The organism is Rhodohalobacter sp. 8-1, from assembly GCF_038150125.1.
GTDB lineage: Bacteria > Bacteroidota > Rhodothermia > Balneolales > Balneolaceae > SW132.
The window spans coordinates 1-24577 of sequence record NZ_JBBVMF010000004.1 but is presented as its reverse complement, the minus strand read 5'-3'; the positions used below and the strand labels follow the sequence as shown (position 1 = coordinate 24577).

20 protein-coding genes are annotated in these 24577 nt (G+C 44.8%); 18 read left to right on the top strand and 2 right to left on the bottom strand.

Features of this window, described 5'->3' with window-relative positions; translation table 11 throughout:
- Positions 1–45 precede the first annotated feature (45 nt).
- The 14 genes from AABW11_RS04805 (at position 46) to AABW11_RS04740 (ending at position 17888) form a co-directional block, all read left to right on the top strand.
- On the top strand, positions 46–3099 hold the full coding sequence (locus AABW11_RS04805) for a TAT-variant-translocated molybdopterin oxidoreductase (RefSeq protein WP_340103649.1): 3054 nt from the start codon (positions 46–48) through the stop codon (positions 3097–3099).
- 34 nt (positions 3100–3133) lie between these two features.
- Positions 3134–4564, top strand: coding sequence for an NrfD/PsrC family molybdoenzyme membrane anchor subunit (gene nrfD, locus AABW11_RS04800; protein ID WP_340103648.1), 1431 nt, complete (start codon positions 3134–3136; stop codon positions 4562–4564).
- Between the two features lie 2 nt (positions 4565–4566).
- Positions 4567–5121: a DUF3341 domain-containing protein gene (locus AABW11_RS04795; protein WP_340103647.1), complete on the top strand. Its 555-nt coding sequence runs from the start codon at positions 4567–4569 to the stop codon at positions 5119–5121.
- Between the two features lie 36 nt (positions 5122–5157).
- Positions 5158–6144 carry a c-type cytochrome gene (locus AABW11_RS04790; RefSeq protein WP_340103646.1) on the top strand — a complete coding sequence of 329 codons (987 nt, stop codon included), beginning with the start codon at positions 5158–5160 and terminating at the stop codon, positions 6142–6144.
- Positions 6145–6167: 23 nt separating this feature from the next.
- On the top strand, positions 6168–7367 hold the full coding sequence (locus AABW11_RS04785; RefSeq protein ID WP_340103645.1) for a hypothetical protein: 1200 nt from the start codon (positions 6168–6170) through the stop codon (positions 7365–7367).
- A gap of 22 nt (positions 7368–7389) precedes the next feature.
- Positions 7390–7911 carry a hypothetical protein gene (locus AABW11_RS04780; RefSeq protein WP_340103644.1) on the top strand — a complete coding sequence of 174 codons (522 nt, stop codon included), beginning with the start codon at positions 7390–7392 and terminating at the stop codon, positions 7909–7911.
- Between the two features lie 13 nt (positions 7912–7924).
- Positions 7925–8755, top strand: coding sequence for an SCO family protein (locus tag AABW11_RS04775; protein ID WP_340103643.1), 831 nt, complete (start codon positions 7925–7927; stop codon positions 8753–8755).
- Positions 8752–9693 (top strand): cytochrome c oxidase subunit II, encoded by a 942-nt coding sequence (gene coxB / locus AABW11_RS04770; RefSeq protein ID WP_340103642.1) that lies wholly within the window; start codon positions 8752–8754, stop codon positions 9691–9693. Before AABW11_RS04775 ends, coxB begins: the two co-directional genes overlap by 4 nt.
- A gap of 8 nt (positions 9694–9701) precedes the next feature.
- Positions 9702–11441 (top strand): cytochrome c oxidase subunit I, encoded by a 1740-nt coding sequence (gene ctaD / locus AABW11_RS04765; RefSeq protein WP_340103641.1) that lies wholly within the window; start codon positions 9702–9704, stop codon positions 11439–11441.
- 15 nt (positions 11442–11456) lie between these two features.
- Positions 11457–12113, top strand: a complete 657-nt coding sequence (locus AABW11_RS04760) for a cytochrome c oxidase subunit 3 family protein (RefSeq protein ID WP_340103640.1) — start codon at positions 11457–11459, stop codon at positions 12111–12113.
- A 19-nt stretch (positions 12114–12132) separates the two neighbouring features.
- Complete coding sequence (locus AABW11_RS04755) at positions 12133–12435, top strand: cytochrome C oxidase subunit IV family protein (RefSeq protein ID WP_340103639.1); 303 nt, start codon at positions 12133–12135, stop codon at positions 12433–12435.
- Between the two features lie 266 nt (positions 12436–12701).
- Entirely contained in the window at positions 12702–13595 is an 894-nt protein-coding gene (locus AABW11_RS04750) for an MBL fold metallo-hydrolase (RefSeq protein ID WP_340103638.1), read from the top strand.
- A 260-nt stretch (positions 13596–13855) separates the two neighbouring features.
- On the top strand, positions 13856–17053 hold the full coding sequence (locus tag AABW11_RS04745; RefSeq protein WP_340103637.1) for a DUF4175 family protein: 3198 nt from the start codon (positions 13856–13858) through the stop codon (positions 17051–17053).
- 25 nt (positions 17054–17078) lie between these two features.
- Positions 17079–17888 carry a uracil-DNA glycosylase gene (locus AABW11_RS04740; RefSeq protein WP_340103636.1) on the top strand — a complete coding sequence of 270 codons (810 nt, stop codon included), beginning with the start codon at positions 17079–17081 and terminating at the stop codon, positions 17886–17888.
- 115 nt (positions 17889–18003) lie between these two features.
- Here the strand turns inward: AABW11_RS04740 and AABW11_RS04735 are convergent, their stop codons facing one another.
- Positions 18004–18291: a hypothetical protein gene (locus AABW11_RS04735; protein WP_340103635.1), complete on the bottom strand. Its 288-nt coding sequence runs from the start codon at positions 18289–18291 to the stop codon at positions 18004–18006.
- A 345-nt stretch (positions 18292–18636) separates the two neighbouring features.
- On the opposite strand from AABW11_RS04735, the gene AABW11_RS04730 reads away from it, so the two are divergent.
- Positions 18637–20358: a serine hydrolase gene (locus tag AABW11_RS04730; protein ID WP_340103634.1), complete on the top strand. Its 1722-nt coding sequence runs from the start codon at positions 18637–18639 to the stop codon at positions 20356–20358.
- A gap of 26 nt (positions 20359–20384) precedes the next feature.
- Here AABW11_RS04730 and AABW11_RS04725 read toward each other — a convergent pair whose 3' ends face one another.
- Positions 20385–20816 (bottom strand): Dabb family protein, encoded by a 432-nt coding sequence (locus AABW11_RS04725; RefSeq protein WP_340103633.1) that lies wholly within the window; start codon positions 20814–20816, stop codon positions 20385–20387.
- A 270-nt stretch (positions 20817–21086) separates the two neighbouring features.
- Between AABW11_RS04725 and AABW11_RS04720 the strand changes: the two genes are divergently transcribed.
- The 3 genes from AABW11_RS04720 to AABW11_RS04710 form a co-directional block, all read left to right on the top strand.
- Positions 21087–22496, top strand: a complete 1410-nt coding sequence (locus AABW11_RS04720; RefSeq protein ID WP_340103632.1) for an NAD-dependent malic enzyme — start codon at positions 21087–21089, stop codon at positions 22494–22496.
- Positions 22497–22734: 238 nt separating this feature from the next.
- Positions 22735–22971: a hypothetical protein gene (locus AABW11_RS04715; protein ID WP_340103631.1), complete on the top strand. Its 237-nt coding sequence runs from the start codon at positions 22735–22737 to the stop codon at positions 22969–22971.
- A gap of 157 nt (positions 22972–23128) precedes the next feature.
- The coding region (locus tag AABW11_RS04710) for an FG-GAP repeat domain-containing protein (RefSeq protein ID WP_340103630.1) at positions 23129–24577 on the top strand (1449 nt) is incomplete at its 3' end.

Here is a 24577-nt window from a genome sequence, read left to right as displayed (position 1 = left end):
AACCGAATTTCGAAATCGTTTCAATTAAATAGTTTTCCATAAAGAATGAGTGATCAAAAGACCAACGATACCACTTACTGGAAAAGCCTTAACGAGCTCGCCAAGAATAAAGAGTATCAAAAATATGCGGAGCGCGAGTTTCCCGAAGACGCTTCTGAATTAACCGACCAGGTTTCACGCCGAAGTTTTCTCCGTGTGATGGGTGCATCTATTGCACTTGCCGGATTTGCTTCATGCCGAAAACCCATGCAGAAAATACTGCCGTATTCCAGGCAGCCTGAAGAACAGGTGCTCGGAGTTCCCAACTTTTACGCCACAAGTATGCCGTTTCAGGATACGGTGGCAGGCCTTCTTATCGAAAACAGTGAGGGGCGCCCTTCAAAAGTAGAAGGAAATGAGCAGCACCCATCAACCCGTGGAAAAACAAGTATTTACCACCAAGCCGCAATTTTAGGGATGTATGATCCCGATCGATCGCGCAATCCACAACTCGCTGGTGAGCAAGTCTCTTATAGCGACTTTGCCGAATTTGCGGCATCCCACTTTGCCGAGACCGACCGAAATATTTTATTTATCAGTGATGCAAGCTCATCACCAACCCGTCATCGGCTTAAAACCGATATTCAGTCCCGATTCCCAAACTCGCAATGGGTTACTCACGAACCTTTTAGTGACGACAACCGGGTTGAAGGAACTAATCTCGCATTTGGTCAGCGCCTCAGAACAGTTAATCATTTTGATGAAGCCAATATCGTTGTTTCGTTTGATGACGACTTTATGACTCCGTCAGGCCATAAAAACAGTGTTGAAGCTGCATGGCAATTTTCAATGGCCCGCAATGTGAATGCCGTGGAAGACACCATGAGCCGTCTTTACTCTATTGAGAACTCCTATTCTATTACCGGCTCAATGGCAGATCACAGGCTTCGGCTGAAGTCTTCGGAGATTGAGGCAATGATATTTGCCCTGGCTGCCCGATTGTCCCAAGATCTTAACGGTCTTGATGCATATACCGACTACTCAAACAGTATGAGTGGGCACGAAATGGTTGAAACGCTTGCCGGTGAACTCATCGCTAATCGATCAAACACCATTTTAACAGCTGGCACCGGCTACAGCCCGGCTGTCCACGCTACCATTTCTGCACTAAACAGCGCACTTGGAAATATTGGAACAACAGTAACGCTGCATAATCTGCCATTCCGGGATAACGTCGATAATACGACCGCTTTCGCCGAAGCCGTATCTCAGGCGCAAGCGGGTGCTTTCGACACCGTGGTGATACTTGGAACCAATCCGGTATTTACTGCGGCGGCCGATCTGCAGTTCGCAGACGCTATCTCTAATGTAGAGACTAAAATTCATCTCTCAGAATATGTCGATGAAACATCAAGAGCGTGCGACTGGCACGTGAATCAGGCCCATTTTATGGAAGCCTGGGGTGATGGGTATGCATATACAGGCCAGCGATCGATTATACAGCCACAGATTGCACCTCTATTTGAAGGAGTCAGCGATATTGAACTTCTTCACACTATTTTAACGGGTGAATCCGGCAGCGGATATGACCTGGTTCAGAACACCTGGCGCAATGTGCTTTCCGGCAATTTTGAGCGGGAATGGGAACGTGTACTCCATGATGGAATTGATGACAACAGCGATGGTTTCTCAAACGCGTCTGTTAGCATTCAATCTGGATTTGCCTCTCAAATCATCCCTATGCTGGAAACAAGCATTACGGATAGAATAGAAATTACGATTAAACCTGACCCCACTCTATTTGATGGCCGCTATGCCAATAATGGCTGGCTACAGGAGCTTCCTGACCCCATGACCAAAATTACATGGGATAATGTTGCGCTGATGAGCCCTTCAACAGCCCGGTCACTCGGCCTGCCGGCGGAACGCGATTTTGCCAGCGATGAAGTTCCCATGGTTCGGATTGATACCGGAGATGGTGCTATTGAAATTGCCGCCTGGGTTCAGCCCGGTCATGCAGATGATTCAATCACACTCTATGCAGGCTATGGCCGAAATACAATTGGCCGGGTAGCCGATGGCGTTGGCGTGAATATCTACCCGCTGCGCACAACCGGTGCACCTTATTACAGAACAGCCGACATATCTGCCGTCGACCGCATGTACGAAATTGCGTGCACGCAGGATCACAACAGCATTGAAGGCCGCGACATGGTTCGTGCCGCAACGCTTGATGAGTATCGAGAAAATCCAAATTTCTCTACTTATGAAAGTGTCCACGGATATGAAGTTCCAGGAATAGATGCAGCCGAGCGTGAAAGTGATGACTATCTTGCAAAAGGCGGACCTATTTCTCTGTTTGATGAGCAGTATGGCCCTGATTACCAGCCACAATGGGGAATGGCTATTGACCTGAATACCTGTTTTGGTTGTGGCGTCTGTACCATTGCCTGTCAGGCCGAAAACAATATTCCTGTGGTTGGTAAACGGGAAGTGAGTCGTCGGCGGATCATGCACTGGATACGAACGGACCGCTATTACGAAGGTGATGAAGATAATCCCGGTGTATACCATCAACCGGTACCCTGTATGCACTGTGAACTGGCTCCCTGCGAACAGGTTTGCCCGGTTGCGGCAACCGTTCACAGCGAAGACGGCATGAATCAAATGACGTACAATCGTTGTATCGGAACCCGGTACTGCGCAAACAACTGTCCATTTAAGGTTCGCCGGTTTAACTTTTTCAACTATTCTGATGAATATCTGACCACCGGCGATGATCCTGAAATTATCCAGATGGCAATGAATCCGGAAGTAACGATTCGTTTCCGCGGTGTTATGGAGAAGTGCAGCTATTGTGTGCAGCGTGTCAACCGTGCAAAAATTGAAACCCGAAAAGCGACAGGATCCAGAAAACCTGAAGATGGCACCGTGAAAACCGCATGCCAGCAGGCATGCCCGGCTAATGCCATCAGTTTTGGAGATCTGACGGACAGAAACAGTGTTGTATCACAACATAAGATGAATGAGCGTAACTACGTGATGCTTGAAGAGATTAACGTAAGACCTCGCACATCTTATCTGGCTAAATTACGAAACCCGAATCCTGAATTGTCATAATTCAACCAAGATATTTAATCGCAACAACTACAACATGAGCAAAACGTACGAATACGTTCCTGAACCAGCACTGGTAAAGGGGAATCACGATTTTAGCAGTATCAACTCCCTGATCACGGATATCAACCTGAGGCCTACGCCTAAAGGTTGGTATATTGCGTTTGGTCTGTCTAACTTGCTACTTTTTGTACTCCTGGGATCAATTGCATACCTGATTTGGGAAGGAACAGGAATCTGGGGTCTTAATCAGCCCGTTGGATGGGGTTGGGCAATTATCAACTTTGTATGGTGGGTTGGTATTGGTCACGCCGGTACACTTATTTCAGCGATTTTATTCCTCTTCAGACAGGATTGGCGGACAGCCATTAACCGTTTTGCGGAGGCAATGACCATTTTCGCGGTGATGTGTGCGGGTATTTTCCCCGCTATTCACGTCGGTCGTATCTGGGTTATCTATTGGGTGTTCCCCATTCCAAATTCCATGGTCATGTGGCCGAACTTCAACAGTCCCCTCCTTTGGGATGTTTTTGCCGTATCAACTTATTTTACGGTTTCATTGCTTTTCTGGTATGTAGGCCTTGTTCCCGATTTTGCGACTCTCAGAGACCGCATTAAAAGCAAAGTTGGAAAAATGGTTTACGGAGTTGCAGCACTCGGATGGAGAGGCAGTAACCGGCACTGGTGGAACTACGAAAAGGCCTATATGATTTTGGCCGGCCTTGCCACGCCTCTTGTACTTTCGGTTCACACGATTGTATCGTTTGACTTTGCCGTTTCCATTATTCCAGGATGGCACACCACTATTTTCCCACCCTATTTTGTTGCAGGAGCGGTGTTCTCAGGATTTGCAATGGTACTTACGTTGATGATCATCTGCCGAAAGATTTATGGCCTGGAGGACATTATGACGGTTGACCATATTGAGAAAATGAACCTCATAATTCTTGTGACCGGCTCAATGGTTGGTTTTGCCTACCTGATGGAATTTTTCATCGCCTGGTATAGTCAGGTAGAATATGAAAAAGCGATATTTATTATTCGTGCAACCGGTCCCTACGCCTGGGCTTACTGGATTATGATTAGCTGTAACGTGATATCGCCCCAATTTTTCTGGTCCAAGAAGCTCCGCCGAAATGTTACATTCACTTTTATTATTTCCATTGTAGTTAATATTGGGATGTGGTTTGAGCGGTTTGTGATTACCGTTACCTCCCTGTCGACAGATTACCTGCCGTCATCCTGGGGTTATTTCTCCCCTACGATTTGGGATGTCCTGACCTATGTGGGTACCTTCGGACTGTTTTTTACATTCTTCCTCCTGTTCCTCCGGTTCATGCCAATGGTAGCAGTAGCTGAAATTAAAGGAGCAATGCCACAGGCCGATCCTCACAATTATGATCCCGAAACGGGTGACTATTCTCCCCAAGAGATAGAGATTCCTGAACCTAACAAAGAATCTGTATAACCATGAGTACTGAAACTTCAGATAAAAAGATATACGGGATTCTGGCTGAAGTCAGAAACCCTAAGGAACTTATTGATATTGCCCGGACCGTTAACAAGAACGGCTACAAAAAATACGACACATTCAGCCCGTTCCCGATTCACGGTATTGACAAGGCGATGAGCCTTCAAAAATCTAAACTTGGCTGGATTGTGCTAAGCCATGGTTTGATCGGGTTAACAGGTGCCCTGGCGATGATCTATTTCATGATGGTGGTTGACTACCCCCTAAACATCAGCGGGAAATCGTTGATGAATATCCCCGCATGGATACCGGTTACGTTTGAACTTACGATTTTACTCTCAGCTTTTGGTGCAGTTTTTGGCATGTTTTTCCTCAATGGGCTGCCGAAACTAAACCATCCACTGTTTACATCAGAAAATTTCAAAAAAGCGACCAATGACGGCTTTTTTATCTGTATTGAAGCTGAAGATCCGCAATTTGAACCAGAAAAAGTTCATCACCTGCTGTCTGATGCCGGTGCAACCAATATCGAAGAAATTCGCGACGACACCTGAAATTATTGATTACCTTTTAAGTAGAACGACAGAATTATGAGATTGTCAACTTCACATATAGCTTCCCTGCTTTTATTATCCCTGCTGCTAATGTCATGCCGCGGCCAGCTGTCCGAAAAACCGCCCATCAGCCCGCAACAAAATATGCAGTTCCAGAACAGGTTTAATGCACAGGAACAGAATGAATTTTTCGCCAATAATATGGCCATGCGCCCACCGGTTGAAGGCACCATTGCACGGGGGAAGCTTCGTCAGAACAGTGAACTTTATCAGGGTCGTGATGAAAACGGGAATTTTGTCACCGAGATTCCATTTGAGCTCACCCAATCCTTTCTTTATAGAGGAAAAGAGAGGTATGATATCTACTGCACACCGTGTCACGGAAAAACAGGAGATGGACAAGGAATTATTATGACAGGCCAGTATGGCTATGTACCGGCTCCAAGTTACCACCGCCAGGCCAGCTACGATATGCCCGACGGACAGTTTTATTCCGCAATAACTGAAGGAATCCGAAGTATGCCGGCTTACAACACCCAAATTAAGGTAGAAGACCGCTGGGCTATTGTTGCCTATATCAGGGCGCTGCAAGAAAGTCGGAATGTCCCCCGGGAAGAGCTTGAAGAATACAATGTTGATATCGCACAGCTTGAAACTGAATACCAGGCCCTGAAGGAGCGGCAGGAAGCTCTCGCCGAAGAACGTGCGGCCGGTGCCGGTGAAGAAGAAATTTCTGCAGAACGCGGCCAGCAGCTTTATACCGCAAACGCTTGTCAGACATGTCACTCTCTGGACGGCACACGGCTTGTAGGCCCGAGTTTTGCAGGGCTTTACGGCAGTGAACGTCAATTTGCGGATGGCTCTTCTGCAGTGGCAGATGAGGATTACATAAGTAACTCTATTATAAATCCCGGCAGTAATGTTGTTGAAGGTTATAACAATGTTATGCCTCCATATAATTATTTGTCAGATGGCGAGATTCAATCGCTTGTCGAATTTATTAAAGCACAATCAGATAACTAACGAACAGCGAAAGACCTTAATCAATGGCTTCACATAGTCCACAACTTACAGATTCTGTTCAACTTCCATCACAGGTTGATCTCACCAAGACATTCTTTGGTGTAGGTATCGCTGGGTTAATTGCCAGCGGTGTTGGATATTTTTTAAACCCGTATCAGTTTTTCTTCTCATATCTGACAAGCTTTACGTTTTTTACAAGTTTTGCTCTCGCATCCATGATTATGGTAATGATCCACCATATCACGAAGTCGTCATGGGGCACTGTACTTAGACGTATACCAGAAACTGCGTCATCCTATCTTTGGATATGGGGGTTGTTTTTTATCCCGCTTTTATTTGGGATGAGCAACCTTTATTCGTGGACAAGCACTGAGTATGTGATGAATGACCCTATTCTGCTGGGCAAAGTGCCTTATTTGAATGAGCCATTCTTCATCATTCGCCAGTTCATTTACTTTGGTATCTGGGGTTTTCTGGGCTATAAACTTCATAAAGTATCCATTGATATGGATCGCACCAACGATTGGGGTTTAACAGCCCTTCTCAGAAAAGTAAGTGCCCCCGGTATTCTCATATTTGCTTTAACGGTAGCATTTGCAAGTTTTGACTGGCTGATGTCGCTCGACGCGCACTGGTTTTCCACCATGTTTGGTGTTTATTTCTTTGCCATGAGTTTCCAGGCCCTCTTCCCTGCCCTGATTCTTATAACATTTTGGCTGCATAAGAACGGGCTTCTTAAAAATACAATTACCAAGTCGCACATTTATGATCTTGGCGCCTGGTTCTTTGGATTTACAGTGTTTTATGCCTATATCGCATTTAGCCAGTTCTTGCTCATTTATTACGCGAACATTCCTGAAGAAACACTTTGGTTTTACCACAGGCTTGAAGGAAGCTGGTCGATTGTTACTTACAGTCTTCTTGCCTGCCGGTTTATCATTCCGTTTGCGTTGCTTCTGAACAGAGATAAGAAGCACAATAAAACGTTGCTGATCATCGTATCTTCACTGATTATTATCATGCATCTGATTGAGCTTCACTGGATCGTTATGCCGGTACTGCATCACAGCGGAGTATCTCTGAGCTGGCTCGACGTTACAACTCTGATTGGGTTAGGCGGCATTTTTATGGGCCTGTTTTTCAGACGGTTAAGAAATCACAAAATTGTGCCGGTTAATGACCCAACATTAGCTGAATCACTTGACAAGCACTACCATCAATAACAGTTGAATTTTGAATGCTGATATGAGTAACGACTCTAAAAAATTTACACTCGATGAAAAAACCAAGATTGCACTTGAAGCTGCATCTGGAGATCGCGGTACAATCATCAATCTTGCAGAAAAGCACGATGTTACCGTTGAAGAAATCGAGGAATGGATACGCGAAACAGGCGTCACTAACGTTACATCACCAGACGCTGATGACCAGGAATCTGTGTCGATCCTTGCAACTGAAGAGTTCGCAAGCGATTATGAGTTTGGCGCAACGCCTGACAAGCTAAATTACAGTCGACTCTTCTTCTGGACAATTTTCGGTACAGCTGTGATTTTGTTGTTCATTGTCGCAGTTTTTAACGTTTACGATTATACCTATGATGGCGTAATACAACGAAATGCTGAAGAAAGCATGTACTACGAGATTGATCAACTTGAAGCATCAAGCACAGAAGAACTTAACTCATTTGGAGTGGTTAATTTAGAAGAAGGTATTTACAGGATTCCCATAGACAGCGCAATCACAAAAATTGCTCAAGAATCAGAATAGAGGTTAAAATCATATGAAAATCACACTGAATATCCTTGTGATTATTTCAGTGTTTCTTTTTGTTGAATCTGCATTTGGTCAGCTCAACAATAGAAAACCTGCTAAGCTTGATGAGGTAGGTGTTGAAGAAAAACTTGGCGAGACGATCCCTTTGGACCTGACTTTTGCCAACTCCAGCGGTGACTCTGTTTCTATTGGTGACCTTTTTGAAGAAGGAAAACCGATTTTACTAAATCCACTCTACTACGAGTGCCCTACCCTTTGCGGGCTGGTATTGGATGCCGTTTTTAATGTAGTTAATGAACTGAAATGGAATCCCGGTGACGATTATACGATAATTTCATTTAGTATAGATCCAGATGAAACGACATTTCATGCTGATTCAACAAAAAAAATCATCATGAATGATCTTAACCGGCCAAACGCCGCCGACGGCTGGCATTTTCTTACCGGAAATGAGGAGTCGGTTAAAACGTTGGCTAATGCTGTTGGATTTAACTACAGTTACGACGAAGACACCGATGAGTATATGCACATGGCCAGCATCATGCTCATCAGTCCCGAAGGTATAATAACAAGATACCTTTACGGACTGAATATGAGGGAGTTTGATCTCCGTAATGCGCTCTATGAAGCCGCAGATGGACAGATTGGATCGACCCTCGAAAAGGCCCTTTTATACTGCTATACCTACGATCCGTCCTCGCAAAGTTATGTGCCCGTTGCGAAAAACATAATGAAGCTTGGCGGCTTGGCTACGATGCTTATTCTGGGTATATTTCTAACTATTTTATGGAGACGCAGCAGCGGCACTTCAGAACCAAAAATTGAAATTCAGGAATGAATAGACTTACCGAATATATGCTCCCGCCGGCCCGTAGTACCCTGGCCGCCGAAACGGATGCATTGTTTCATTTCATAAATGTAACCAGCATCATCTTTCTTGCGGGAATTACAATTGCCATTATCTATTTCGCATGGAAATATCGCAGAAAATCAGACGATGACGTAACCCCTGTAATCACGCATAATAGCAAGCTTGAAATTGCCTGGTCCGTCATCCCACTCATTTTGGTAATGATTGTGTTTGGCTGGGGATTTACGGGGTATATGAATCTTGCAACACCGCCGGATGATGCTTACGAAATACATGTTGAGGGAGTAAGCTGGCGATGGGATTTTAAATACGAAAATGGAGCCACGAGTGTAAATGAACTTATTGTTCCTGTGGATCGACCCATTAAACTTATTATGAGCTCTGCCGATGTCATTCATTCATTTTATGTGCCCGACTTTCGTGTAAAACGTGATGTGTTGCCCAACCGGTACTCCTCTGTCTGGTTTGAAGCCACAGAAACCGGGGAATCAACTATTTTTTGCACTGAGTACTGCGGCACTCAGCATTCCAATATGGATGGCATCGTGAATGTGATGAGCCAGGATGAATTCGATACATGGCTTGAAACCGGTACAGAAGTTGACGAGTCTATCCCCCCGGCAGAACGCGGCGAAGCATTGGTTGCACAAAATGGCTGTAACGCATGCCACTCTGCAGACGGATCGAGTGGCGTTGGCCCCTCCTTTGCTGGACTCTGGGGAACCGAACGAACGTTTGAAAGCGCCGAGCCTGTTGTAGCAGACGAAAACTACATTCGCGAAAGTATCCTTGAATCTAACTCAAAAATTGTAGAAGGATATGATCCGGTTATGCCTTCTTACCAGGGCGTTATCGATGATCAGCAGATCAGCGATATCATAGAGTATATTAAAACATTAGAATAATAAGTACTATGGCTACCACAGACGCATCGAATATTAAAAGACTTCAAGTACGGCGGTTTAAACCCGATGAATCTCCCAAGGAACATTATCTGAATGCTGAAAAGGGGCTCTGGTCTTGGCTCACATCAGTTGATCATAAAAGAATCGGGTTGATGTATCTGGCCTCGATCGCTTTTTTCTTTCTGCTTGGAGGAATTCTCGCCCTTGTGCTCAGAACTGAACTGTTAAGCCCGGCTCGATCATTTATCGATGCTGATGTTTACAACCAGATCTTTACCCTGCACGGGGCTATTATGATCTTCTTTTTCCTGGTACCCTCCGTACCGGCTGCACTCGGTAACTTTGTTCTGCCACTGCAGCTGGGGGCAAAAGATGTTGCCTTCCCCAGGTTAAACCTTGCCAGTTTCTATATTTACACAATTGGTGCAATCTTTACTCTTATTGCCATTTTTACTGGCGGTATTGATACAGGCTGGACATTCTACACGCCATATAGTGCTGAAACAAGCACAAACGTGATGATGATGACGCTCGGAATATTTATTCTCGGTTTTTCATCGATCCTGACCGGTGTCAACTTTATTGTAACAATTCATAAGATGCGGGCTCCCGGACTCACCTGGAATAAGCTCCCACTTATGTTATGGGCTCTGTATGCAACCAGTATCATCCAGGTGCTTGCAACGCCCGTTCTTGCCATTACAGTGCTTCTTCTTGCGATGGAGCGTGCACTCGGAATTGGAATTTTTGATCCGGCACTCGGAGGTGACCCTGTACTCTACCAGCACTTTTTCTGGTTCTATTCCCATCCGGCTGTTTATATCATGATTGTACCCGGCTTTGGAGTAATCTCTGAGGTTATATCGACCTTTTCAAGAAAAACCGTTTTTGGTTACTGGGCTATCGCGCTCTCTTCTCTTGCAATTGCATTTATTGGTTTCCTCGTGTGGGGTCACCATATGTTTACTGCAGGTCAATCATCGCTTGCAAGTATGGTCTTTTCATTTCTGACGTTCCTCGTGGGAATTCCGACAGGAATTAAGATTTTCAACTGGCTGGCAACCATGTACAAGGGATCCATCGACATGAAAACACCGATGCTTTATGCCATGGTTTTTCTGTTTCTGTTTACGATTGGCGGTTTCACAGGCATCATGCTTGGCGCCCTGGTTGTCGATATTCACCTGCATGATACCTATTATGTTGTTGCTCACTTTCATTATGTAATGATGGGCGGTATGGTGATGGCATTCCTGGCAGGAATTCACTATTGGTGGCCAAAAATGTTTGGCAAGATGTACAATGAATTCTGGGCAAAAATTGCGTGCGGAATCATCTTTATCGGCTTTAATATGACATTTCTGCCACAGTTTATCATGGGTGCACAGGGAATGCCGCGACGTTATTACAACTATATCGACCAGTTTCAGCCGTTCCACCAATTTTCCACAGCGGGATCCTACGTTTTAGGCGTTGGATTTCTTATCATGGCTACTTATCTGATCCACTCGCTGCTGAGAGGCAAAAAGGCCGGATCTAATCCATGGGGAAGCCGTGCACTTGAGTGGCAAACATCGTCACCCGCACCGCACCATAATTTCGAGCATACACCGGTTATTGTTAATGGTCCTTATGACTATCATAAACCGATGTCGGAATTCCAGCTTGGTATTGCTCATTCACACAACGGCCACCACGAAGGTGAAAAAGTGGACGTAGAAACAGGAACTGCTCAGGAAAAAGCATAAACTACACGAAAACAGATGTCAGAAACTTCTGCAGTTAAAGAAAGACCGGAACACCTTAAACACTATTTTGTTGATTCCGATCAGCAATTTGATGCGGCCAAAATGGGAATGTGGGTGTTCCTTGTTACAGAAATCCTCTTTTTTGGCGGTCTTTTTGCCGCTTATATTGTGTACCGCTCTTGGTATCCCGAATTATATCTTCAGGCATCAACAGAACTCAACACGTTTTGGGGAACTGTGAATACCGCCGTCCTTATTGGTAGTTCTCTTACCGTTGCTATGGCCATTCGGTCTGCCCAGCTTAATCAGATCAAAGGGTTAATTATTAACCTTTGGATTACCATAAGTCTTGCATTTATCTTTATGGTGATTAAATTTTTCGAGTATACTCACAAGTTTGAGAAAGGAATCTTTCCCGGCGAGTATTACACATATGAAGGAATCGCTCACGAAAAAGCGAATATCTTTTTCAGCATCTATTATATGATGACTGGCCTTCATGGAGTTCACGTATTAATTGGGATCGGCCTTATGATTTTTCTTGTCGTAAAGGCAAAAAAAGGAGCGTTCAGTAGTGCGTATTACACACCGGTTGAGATCACAGGACTTTACTGGCACCTTGTTGACGTCATTTGGATTTTCCTTTTCCCCCTACTCTACCTAATCGATTAATAATTATTATTCTTCTGTTATGAGCGGACATCATATTTCTTCTGCCAAATTTTTGTGGAGCGTCGGATCGGCCCTCTTTTTCCTAACATTTATTACAGTTGCTGTTACATGGGTTCAGATTCCCGCGCCATGGAATATTGTAGTCGCAATTGGTATTGCAGCCGTTAAAGCAACGATTGTCGTAGCATTTTTCATGAATCTCTGGTGGGACAGCAAGTTCAATTCTATGTTATTTGTGATGTCAATTATATTCTTTTTGCTTCTCATTGGCATTACGCTTCTCGATACGCTCTACAGAGTTGATCCTACACCTGCGTTTTAACAGGGTTAAAAAATTGAACGACCCAAAGCCGCATCTTAACGATGTGGCTTTTTTTATATCTACCCGTTAAAGGTTATTTTGACTGAGTATCAATTAAGAATCTTATTTCGATTACTTAATTACTCTTGTTTGGAGTTCCTTTTAGAAAAGGGAATAGGGATGTCTATCAGATTTTGAGTAATATCCCTCTTGCCAAAATCAATCCGGTGCAAGCTCTCCGACAGCGTGCAGACTATTTTTTTACCGCCAATATTATTTAGAAAACAATGCCTGACAAATCCTCTGCAGCAAAGCCTCTCACTATTGGTAACCTGGAACTTTATACCATTGAAACCGGACGTTTTAAACTGGATGGCGGAGCCATGTTTGGCGTGGTTCCCAAAACTCTTTGGAACCGGAAAATTGACTGTGACGAGAAGAACAGAATTTTGATGGCTACCCGCTGTCTTTTGATCAAATCAAAAACCACGGGTCGGGTGTACCTCGTGGATAATGGATGCGGAGATAAATTTGATGAAAAAATGCAGAAGATTTATTCTCTCAATTTCAATCATAGCGAACTCGTACGTTCACTTGAAGCGGTTGGTGTAGCACCCTCGGATATTACTGATATGGTGTTCACACATCTCCACTTTGATCACTGCGGCGGAACCACAACATACGATGAAAACGGCGAGCTCGAGCACAGGTTCCAAAATGCCACCTATCACGTAAACAAACGCCACTGGTATACGGCAACGCACCCCAATGCCCGTGAAAAAGCAAGCTTTCTGCCCGAAAATATCAAACCGATTGAAGAGAGCGGCCGGCTTAACCTCGTAGATGATAACCACGCTTTCGAAGAAGGATTTAATACAATACCTATGAACGGACACACGATCGGCCAGCAGCTGCCGTTTCTTTACGACGATGATATTACCATTGTGTACGGGGCAGACTTGCTCCCGATGCATGCTCATGTTCCACTTCCATGGGTGATGGGCTACGATATGTTTCCACTGCAAACGCTGCAGGAAAAAGAACCGTTTTTAGAGGAAGCCGCCGGCAATCATTGGTATATTTTTCTTGAACATGATGCCCACAACGAAATTATTACCGTTAATCAAAAGAACGGTAATTTTACCATGGATCAATCTTTTACAATGAAAGAGCTTGTATAATTTAGGCCGGCTGGATTAGTTATCATGTCACATCATAATAATACCGTTTAAATTTTTGGACAGACCGGATGCCCCCCAATAGCTCACAACACATTACGAATAGGCTTGAACGTCTTGTTAAGCTATTTCACTCTGCCTACTCAAAAAGCAGCTTAAGCCGGCAAATTAGCGCGCTTTTATTTTTCGCTACATTGCTGCTTATTGGGTTTCTCAGTCTGGCGGTCGCAGAATCTCAGTTTTATCTGTCATCGACAGTTAAGATGTCTACAGCTGTAGGAATTCTTGTCGCTTCAGGTATGGCTGTGTACGCCATTAGTCGCAAACTAAGCCGAAGCTCACGCTCTGAGTTCATTAACAGCTTTTTAAAAACACAAGATGATAAAGGTGAACATATACAGAACGCTCTTGATCTGTATGGCGACAGCAATCAGAAAGAATCCATTTTTTACGAAGCCGCTCTTGAGTCGAACCTGAGAAATCTTGATCTGCCTGCGATCAAATCTGACCTCTCTCGGTATTTGAAAAAAAGACGTAGTGTAATCTATCTCCGGATATCAACAATCAGTCTTTTGTTATCAATAATTGCTCTTGTTTCTGCGCTCTCGTTCAGCCCAGACACCATCAGCCGAACAGCCCAAGCTTGGGAGTCTTTTGAAAAACCAAACCCGTTTACCTATACGGTAGAACCCGGCTCCGGCAATGTAGAGCAGGGACAGACAATTACCCCGACTATTCAGTTTATCGGTGATGAGATCCCGGAATCTGTAACTCTTGCCTTTAAAACCGATGTTGAAGACAGATATCGCAACCGACCTATGACGAGTTCGGAATCCCGGACTTTTGTCTCACGGGGAATTGATGTTACAAATTCTATCAGCTATTACATTCAGATGGATGACTTTCAATCTGAATCTTTCCGGCTTGATGTCGAGATTCTTCCGCGTTTTGAGTCGCTCATCGCTACCATTACGCCTCCATCCTACACACAAATTCCATCCAGGGAACTGGAATACCCATTTTCTAGCATCAGTGTCTATCCCGGCTCCGACATTGCATTCAAAGGTATGTTGAATAAACCGATAAAATCCCTGGAACTTCGCTCAATCAACGAATCCCGCACGTTACCCGATTCAGAGCCTGATTCCCTGCGGGAGTTCACCGGAAGTATTTCGCCCACATCTGCTGACACAATCACGTTTGCGATGGAAGATTTTGATGGGCTTTCGAATCAAAACCCATTTCGGACGATTGTCCGGATGAATGAAGATAAAGCCCCGACAGTAGTCATTCGTGAACCTGCCAGTGATGTGATGATGAACGAACCCGGAGAGCTCGCCATCATCTACCAGGCAACGGATGACTTTGGTATCAGGCGCGCAGAACTCTATTGGGAGCTTCATCGCGCCTATGTGGATGAGCCTGAACAATCCCGCACCCGTTTAAGCACACCGCAAAATGGTAGAAATACACTGCACACCTGGGATTTGTCCCAGATTGATTTGCGGCCAAGAGATGAAATCAGATTTACCATCCGAGCGATGGATAACGATGAGTTCCGGGGCGGTAAATGGGGAACCTCAAAAGAGATTGTGGTTCGGGTACCGTCGCTTGCTGAATTTTTCGATGAAATAGATTCCAAAGAGCGCGATGTGCAGAGCGACCTGGAAAATGTATCAGAGAGTTTCGATCAGATGGAACAAGAGTATGAACGTTTTATGGAACGCCTCAGAAATAACCCTGAAGGTGGATTTGAAGAACAGGAGATGCTTGAAAGCGTATCAGAAAAACAGCAGCAAATTGATGAGACCGTAAAGCAGCTTCAGGAACAGTTTGATGAGCTTCGGAAAGAAATGGAGAATAGTGAATCTATTTCTGAGGAGACCCGCGAGTCGTACCGGGAACTTCAGCAGCTGATGGAAGATCTTGATGATCCTGATCTGCAAAAAGCACTCCAAGAGCTCCGGGAGGCGATGGAGAATATGAATCCCAACCAGATGGAAGAAGCACTCGAAAATGTGAGCTTCAATGAAGAGCTCTACAAAGAACGCCTGGAAAGAACGAAGGAACTGTTCAAAAAGCTAAAAATGAACAGCGATCTAAACAAACTTGCCGAGCAGTATGAAGACCTTGCTGAACGCGTAAAAAGCCGGGATGATGAAACCCTGGAGCAAATGCGTCAGGAAATGGAAACGGCTGAACAGGATATGGATCAGCTGTCGGAACAACTCGAACGGCTGGATGATAACCCGCCCAAACGTGCCGAAGAACGCCTGAAAGAGCTCAAAAAACAGGCACAGAGCGAGCTGGATCAGATCAAAAAGCAGATGCAGGAGATGAGCGACAATGCTGATCAGGATATGCAGGAAGGGGAAAGTAAACCCTCTGAGCAGATGCAGCAACAGCAGGAACAGATGAGCCAGCAACTGCAGCAACAGGCCGATAAGATGCGACAGATGCAGGAGCAGATGAGCGGCGATCAGCTGCAGGTTAACATTCTGGCTTTGCAGCGCGCACTTTATACGCTGCTTGAACTATCCAATACTCAGGAGTTTCTTACACAGGATGCCCAGGAAACTGCCCACAGAAGTGCCGGGTATGTGAGCCTGGCCCGTGAACAAAACTATATTCATGATCAATTTTCAAGCGTTGCTGATTCGATCTTCCAGATTTCATCAGAAATTCCGGGCGTCCCAAACCGGATAAATCGTAAAAAAGAGGAAGTAGAACGCTCACTTAGAAATTCCGTGGAGCAGATGGCCGAACGTAACCAGCGGGGCGCAACTATTGCGTCACGCGAATCTCTGGGCGGTATTAACGAACTCTCCTCGTTAATCGCATCACTCATCGATCAGCTGATGAACCAGAGCGGAGGTGGCAGTGGCAGCGGAAGCATGTCGATGCAGCAGATGATGGAGCAAATGAAAAACATGTCGGGCGACCAGCAGCAGCTCAATCAGCAGCTTCAGGAGATGGTAAATGATATGCAGGGCGATCGCCTAAGCCGGGAACAGAGTGAACGGCTGGACCAGCTAGCAAGACAACAAAATGAAATTAGAAAACAGCTTCAGGAGCTTCAGAGAAGCGGTGCCCTCAATAACGGCGACCGAATAATGAGTGAGCTTCAGCGCATGATGGATGAAATGGAAGACAGTATTAATGATATGCGCGGCGGCGTTACAGATGATCTGATGATAGAGCGCCAGCAAAATATACTCTCCCGTATGCTGAGCGCTGAAAATGCCATGGAACAGCGCGGAGAAGATGAGGAACGCGAAGGCTCCGAGGCTGATCAGCTTAACTATGACCTCCCTCCTGACATGACGCTCGAAGAACTACAGCAGGAAATACGATCAAGGCTTCAGGATCCGGATTACACACGTTTCAGCGAGGAGTACCAGCGGCTCATTGAGCTCTACTTTGAGAGGATACGCCGTATGAACGAAGAGACGATCCCGTAACGCCCAACATTATAAATGATCTCGAATGAGCAACAAACAGCACTCTCTTTTAGACGAATTAATTAGTTTCCTGGAAAATGAACGGGAAATGTATGGCCCGTTTTCTGTCAATGTTGGTTTAAAAAATACACAAACCCTCTCTGAGCCTGACAGCCCCGACAACGGTCAACCTACTCAAGATTCGGCTGACGAATTGGATAATTTCACAAATCAGGAAAATGCCTCAGTTCACGAAACTGAACCATCTACGCTTGATCAAAAACTGAAGCAATGTTCTACTCTCGAGGAGTTAAAAGCTCTTTGCGAAACATCGGACGTACTTCGCACCGATTTAGAGAATACAAACCTTGTCTTTGGCGTGGGCAACCCCGCAGCCGACCTGATGATCATCGGTGAGGCGCCAGGTTACAACGAGGATCAGCAGGGAGAACCGTTTGTAGGTACGGCCGGTCAGCTACTGAACAAGATTCTGAAAGCGATAGAGTTTGATCGTGATGACGTATACATCGCTAATATTTTGAAGCATCGACCGCCTGATAATCGCAATCCGCTTCCCGAAGAACGCGACCGAAGCCTGCCGTTTCTTGAACGACAAATCGACCTGATTTCACCTAAAGTGATTCTCTGCGTTGGGAAAGTATCAGGCACTACCCTTCTTGATAAAGACGAGGCACTAAAGAACATGCGCGGACAATTTTATGATTACCGCGGTGCAAAACTGACAGTGACTTACCACCCGGCCGCCCTCCTTCGAAATCCAAAATGGAAGCGACCGGTCTGGGAAGATGTACAGCAGGTTCGGAAAAAGTATGATGAATTGGACGGCAAGCCGTAAACTGGATCTTAATAGATGTTCATGACAAAGACTGCTGAACTCAATCAGTTAAAAACTGATCTGCTTTAATCCCATTTTCAATTCTCCACCTGAAATAAGCCAACGGGGATTGAATTCACAGAAACGTAGGTTCAGGTGCATTTCCGATCAATTGGGATCTTTTTTCTGTCTCTTTATGGGTAATCGAAATTCTTTGGCATATCTCCCGTTGTTCTTTGCATAATTGTTTGCAAAATTTCTCGAACTCCAATCTATTGAAATAAAAATCGTTCGCCATACCGGCAATCTCTATTATTGCAAAGCGTGATAAATGCAGTGCCGTCTCTTTTTCGGATAGTTCATTTACAATTTGCTCATTTTTCACCTTTCTGGTTTCTCCTAACCTCTTTTTCATATTCATCATGATGTAATGATTTGATTAAGGTTTATTCCGCAATCCGTTATGTGCAGTTAGTGCACCCGGATTAATGAAATTATCTGGTCTAATAGGTAATGCGACTTTTTTATCAGAACTACTCCTAACAATTAACACATATTTAATATCCTTTAAAATCATTATGAAATTTCACAAATAAAGACTTGAACCATAACGATTACTCACTTCTCGGTTTTGTTTATTTTATCCGGTGTTGACACATCTTTACAAAAAACAGGCAAAAGACAGCAAGGTGACACCCAACAGTCGTAAGAATGTCCGGCTTTTCATCATAGATTTCCGGTGTTATCTTTAATGAAATCAAACCGGCATATGGAAAACAAGACTTTATCAAAGAACCTGGTTTATCAGCGTAAGCTAAAAGGACTCACACAGGAAGAGCTTGCCAATCAGACATCAGTTACTGTACGGACGATTCAACGAATTGAAAAGGGTGAGGTGAATCCGCACCTTCAAACCGTAAAGCTGCTGGCTGCTGCACTTAACATTGAAGTAGATGACCTGCTGCAGCTCGAGAATCCTAAAGAGGAGGACATTCAGAAAAAATGGCTGTTGCTTCTGCACGGGTCCCCGCTTTTGGGACTGGGAATTCCCTTATTCAATATTTTGATCCCGCTTTTCATCTGGATTCATAAACGTGAGGACAATTCGATGTATGAGCGACATGGACGGGCAGTTGTAAATTTTCAGATTACGGCGACACTTCTGTTCCTGATTTCATTCATCGCATTAGTTACCATCCAGGGGTACGGTTTTTTTCTCTTTATCTCCGTCATTCCGGTTGTCGTCATTGTGATTCTTGGAAATATCATTTCTGTTTTGAATACTCAAAAGTGCTACTACCCTCTTGCAATTCCTTTTTTAAGATCAAAAAAATCGACTGTCTCTAAAGCAGCTGCTTTACTATTTATTACCTGCTTGATCGGTTTGGCCAGTGAAGAGCCAGTACTGTCTCAATCAGGAACTCAGGCTGAGGAATCTTTCTCAGAGTTTGATGCATTCTCTGCTGAGTTAGATTCTCTGCGTAAATCGAACCACATTCCGGGGCTATCCGTCGCTATCGTAAAAGATCAGGAGCTTGCATGGTCGCACGGATTTGGAAACTCGCATTTCGATACCGGGGATGGTGCTTCTTTTAAAGCCGTTACTCCTGACACGCCGTTTTGGATTGCTTCAGTCACCAAAACGTTCATCGGGCTTCTGTTCCTACAGCTTGAAGAACAAGGTATCGTTGATCTCAGCGCCCCGATAAACGACTTGCCCGGCTGGAGTGATTTCTGTGTCTGGCTTGCTCAATCCACCATTATCTTCGGACAAGACCTTCAGTGTGATATGCCAATCACACTCCGAAACGTTCTGAACCACTCCGTAAACGGAGAGCCCGGAACCGAATTTATGTATAATCCGATCATGTATTCACGACTATCGCGTTACATTGAATATCTGAACGGCAACCCCATCTCAATGGCAGAAGGACGCCATAATACGGTGGCCCGCTTGATTCAGGAAAACATTCTGGGTCCGGCGGGGATGGATCGTACGATGTCGAGCATGTGGCAGCGGGACAAGGCGCTGGTTTTTTTTGATTTGGCGCAGGGATTTGAATACGATAACGGTAGATACAACCGAAAACGGCATATCGAACGACATCTTGCCGGCGGTGCGGGTATTGTCTCAACAGTAAATGATCTTGCCAAATACGACATTGCACTCGACACCGGGAGTCTTGCCTCGGAGCCGGTCATGGAAAAACTCTTCTCCCCTGCCATAACTCCTGAAGGAAATGCTCTGCCCTATGCCTTTGGCTGGTACGTACAGGAACACCGCGGGGAGACACTTATCTGGCACGGTGGATGGGATGAAGACGCCGGATTTTCAGCTCTTTATCTGAAAATACCCGATCGAAACCTCACACTGATTTTGCTGGCAAATAGCGAAGGGATATGGTGGGGTAATCCACTGGACAAGGCAGAAGTAGAAGGATCACTTTTTGCCAGGGCATTCCTTGATCATTTTGTTTTCAAATCTGAATAAATGGCTCTTTGATACAAGAGCTATTTTCACTTCTCAATCAGCTCAGAATCATACACTTTCACATCGGCCCAGAGAGAACTATAGGTATCGATAAACTGCAGGTGATCCGGGTGTTCATCATATGTTTTATAGTCGTCCATGTTTTCAAACCATGTGAAAATAGAGTAGGCAAACGAGTGGTCCGTCACATCTCTTGATTCGGTGTCACCAGGGACGCCAAGCTCAAATTTATAAATAGATTCAATCTCTAGAAGGTCTTTCAGACCTGATTCAAATTCATCGCGCTGCTGATCAGTGACATCATCATTAAGGTAAAAATATACTGTGTGTTGAAGCATACCTGTTGTGTTTTCTGTGGTTGAAATCATTGTTTCTGTAGTAGTGTCTTCCGGCTGTTGACATCCGGTAAAAATAGTGCCCAAAAGCATCAGTGAAAAGACGGTTTTCAGTGTTTTCATAGTTTATAACCCGTTGTGTTTTCATTTGTTAGAGTTTATAATATACATTTTGACACTTCTTTTCACCACGATTCATTCACATTTATTTCCGGTAACTGTTTTTATTCTCAAAGGATAGTTAAACACTGATGAAAGAAAATTGGGATGTCCGGTTCAATCATTAATTTCAAACTAAAGAAACTTTTCAAATTTGTATTTATCTGTTGAGCGCTGACATTTGTATCTTTATAAAATTATTAAAAAAGAAATCCACTAAATCTTTTATTACCAATGAGTGAAATCCAGCCAAGTGTCAGCTACAGTTTTACAATGCGTCTATACATTGAAAACAAACCCGGAATGCTTGCCCGGGTGCTGAATGTAATTGCAGAGCAGAAAGGTGACCCCGGAGCTGTTGATGTTGTTAAAGTAGAAGGAAAATATAAGGTTCGCGATATTACTGTCAGCGCAAGAGATGCTGAGCATTCAAAAGCCATAACCTCTGCCATCAAAAAAATTGATGGGATTAAAGTGCGCAATGTTTCCGACCGCGTGTTCCTGCTGCATCTCGGCGGTAAAATTAAGATCGAAAATAAAGTTCCTGTTGATACGCGCGACGCCCTCTCGATGGCATACACCCCGGGTGTAGCCCGTGTGTGCGAAGCCATTGCCGAAGATAAAGAGAAGGCCCACACGCTTACCATCAAGCAGAATTCTGTAGCCGTCGTGAGTGATGGGTCTGCCGTGCTTGGCCTTGGCAACATCGGCCCGGAAGCTGCCATGCCCGTTATGGAAGGCAAAGCGATGCTATTTAAGGAATTCGCCGATATTGATGCCTACCCTATTTGCCTTGATACACAGGAAACCGAGGATATCATTAAAGCTGTGAAATGGATGGCCCCTGGTTTTGGCGGCATCAACCTCGAAGATTTTTCGGCTCCGCGATGTTTTGAAATCGAAGAACGACTGAAAAAAGAACTGGATATTCCCGTTTTTCACGATGACCAGCACGGCACGGCCATCGTAACGCTCGCGGCTACTATCAATGCGCTGAAGGTTGTTAACAAAAAAATGAGTGACCTGCGTATTGTAATAGTAGGGGCAGGAGCTGCGGGTGTAGCCATCACACGAATTCTTCTGGAAGCCGGCGTAGATGAAATTCTCTGCTCAGACAGCACGGGCATCATCAGCAAAGGCAGACTGCCCGACCTTAACGACAGTAAAAAATGGCTGGCAGAAAACACAAACTCTAAAAACGAAAACGGCTCTCTTATTGACGCCTGTACCAATGCAGATATTCTCATTGGCGTAAGCGGCCCGGGTACGATTCCAAAAAAAGCGGTCGAGGCAATGGGGCGTGATCCGATTGTATTCGCCATGGCCAACCCAACTCCTGAAATCATGCCCGAAGAGATCCAGGATATTGCCCGAATTATTGCTACCGGACGAAGTGACTATCCCAATCAGATTAATAACGTACTGGCTTTCCCAGGAATTTTCCGGGGAGCGCTGGATGCCCGCGCCACCGACATCAACGAGGAGATGAAGCAGGCAGCTGCACAAGCTATCGCCAACTGCATTGATAAGAATGATGTCAGTGAGGAATACATCATTCCCAGTGTCTTCAACAAACAGGTGGTTCGCCAGGTAGCTAAAGCCGTGAAAGCTGCTGCCAAGGAGACAGGGGTCGCACGCAAATAAACCTGACTCTCCATTTCAGAAGTGTTTTCAATCTTAAAGCCCGTTGGATCAAATTAACTGCGGGCTTTTTTTATTTTTTTCAGCATTTCTTCGCTCTTGAATTAATCCTTCCGAAATGGCAACTATTTGAGTCGGCAATTGAATCAGGTTTCGCTCAACATTCTTTCTCCGTTTCCTTTAAGTTCTTGCGCGTATAGAGGGTGTAGCGTACGAATGCAAACCTTTATAAGAGCAGATTATGAATTCAAACCAGTGGGATAAAATCCAAACCTTGTTTAAGGAGATCGTGGACCTGGACCCGGAATCGCGGATCGAACGGCTGGAGTCGGTAAAGACGGATTCACCGCTGTTGTATGATGAACTGCAGTCCTTGCTGGCGGCTGACTCACAACATACCTCCATGCTGGATGGGTTTGCGATTGAGCAGGAAGACCTGTCGTATCTCGTGCCGATGGAAGAGCTGTTTGAGGAGTGAAAAGTTAAAATTTGCAGGTGCCTGAATATGGTTGACGTGAGTCTTACTTTTTAAATGTTTAATGATGCCCTTTGACAAGTATTAACGCAGTTTTTGTATGCTAAATACAATCTGAAATGTTACCTTATATTCAAAATCTCCAATTGAATTTAAGTGGATGGCGTTGTATTCCCGGTTAGCTATTATTACCAGTTTTGTCATTCTTCTCTCTGTCGCATGTACTCCCAATGATCAGCCCGATCCTTTATTCCGAGAACTATCTCCGGACGATACCGGCATCACATTTTCTAATACTATTGTATCCACCGACTCTCTAAACGTCCAGACCGATCATTTTCTCTACAACGGGGCGGGTGTGGCTGTGGGTGATATCAATAATGACGGGCTGTCGGACCTTTTTTTTTCCGGCAACTATGTTCCGAGCCAACTTTATCTGAATAAGGGCGATATGCAATTCCAGGATATTACGGATCTTTCCGGCATTAAAACAGACCGCAAAGTGACGGGGGTTTCTATGGTTGATATCAACGGAGATGGATATCTCGATATTTATCTTTCTATATCCGGTTCTCCATGGTCATCACCTGAGGATAGACGGAACTTGCTCTATCTCAATAACGGAGATAGTACTTTTGTTGAGGCCGCCAGTGAATTCTCCGTCGATGATCCCGGATTTACAACTCATGCCGCCTTTTTGGACTATGATAAAGATGGTTACCTCGATCTCTTTCTTCTTGGAAATTCACCCGGAGAATTTAGCCGTGGAGATACAGGGGAAAGTTTTACCGGAGCAACTGAACCGAATCCTTATGGACTTGATCAGCTTTACAGAAATAATGGAGACGGAACATTTACGAATATTTCGGAAGATGCCGGGCTCTCAAAACGACTTGGATACGGCTTAGGTGTTGCTGTCTCAGATTTGAACGGCGATGGCTGGCCGGATATTTATGTGTCTAATGATATCACACCCAACGATGTACTCTACATCAATAACAAGGATGGCACTTTTACGGATAGAGCCGCTGATTACCTGCGGCATACCAGCTTTGCCGGAATGGGGATTGACATAGCTGACTTTACAAATAATGGATGGCCCGATATTATGCAAACGGACATGATGCCGGAAGAGCTCTCAGTGCAGAAAAAGATGAGTGGATCTACTACCTACGGTGGGTTTATAGACTTGCGGCGCCAGGGTTTTTTTCCTCATTATAACATCAATACTCTTCAAATGAATCAAGGAGTAACTACCGATGGAGAGGTGATTTTTAGTGAGATAGGAAGAATGGCAGGTATAGCGACTACCCATTGGAGTTGGACGTCGCTTTTTGCGGATTTTGACAATAGTGGATTTAAAGATCTGCTAGTCACCAATGGGTATCCCAAAGCAGTAAATGATTTTGGTTATCGATCGGATCTGCATTTTGCCGGCGGCAGTGATAACCGAGATACTGTGGTGCAGCGCAAGAAACAAATTTTAGATGAATTGCATGATTATACTATTCCCAACTACCTGTTTCGTAACAATGGTGATTTAACGTTTACCGATCACAGCGAGGCGTGGGGGATGAATGACCCCGGCTTTTCGTACGGGGCGGTCTAC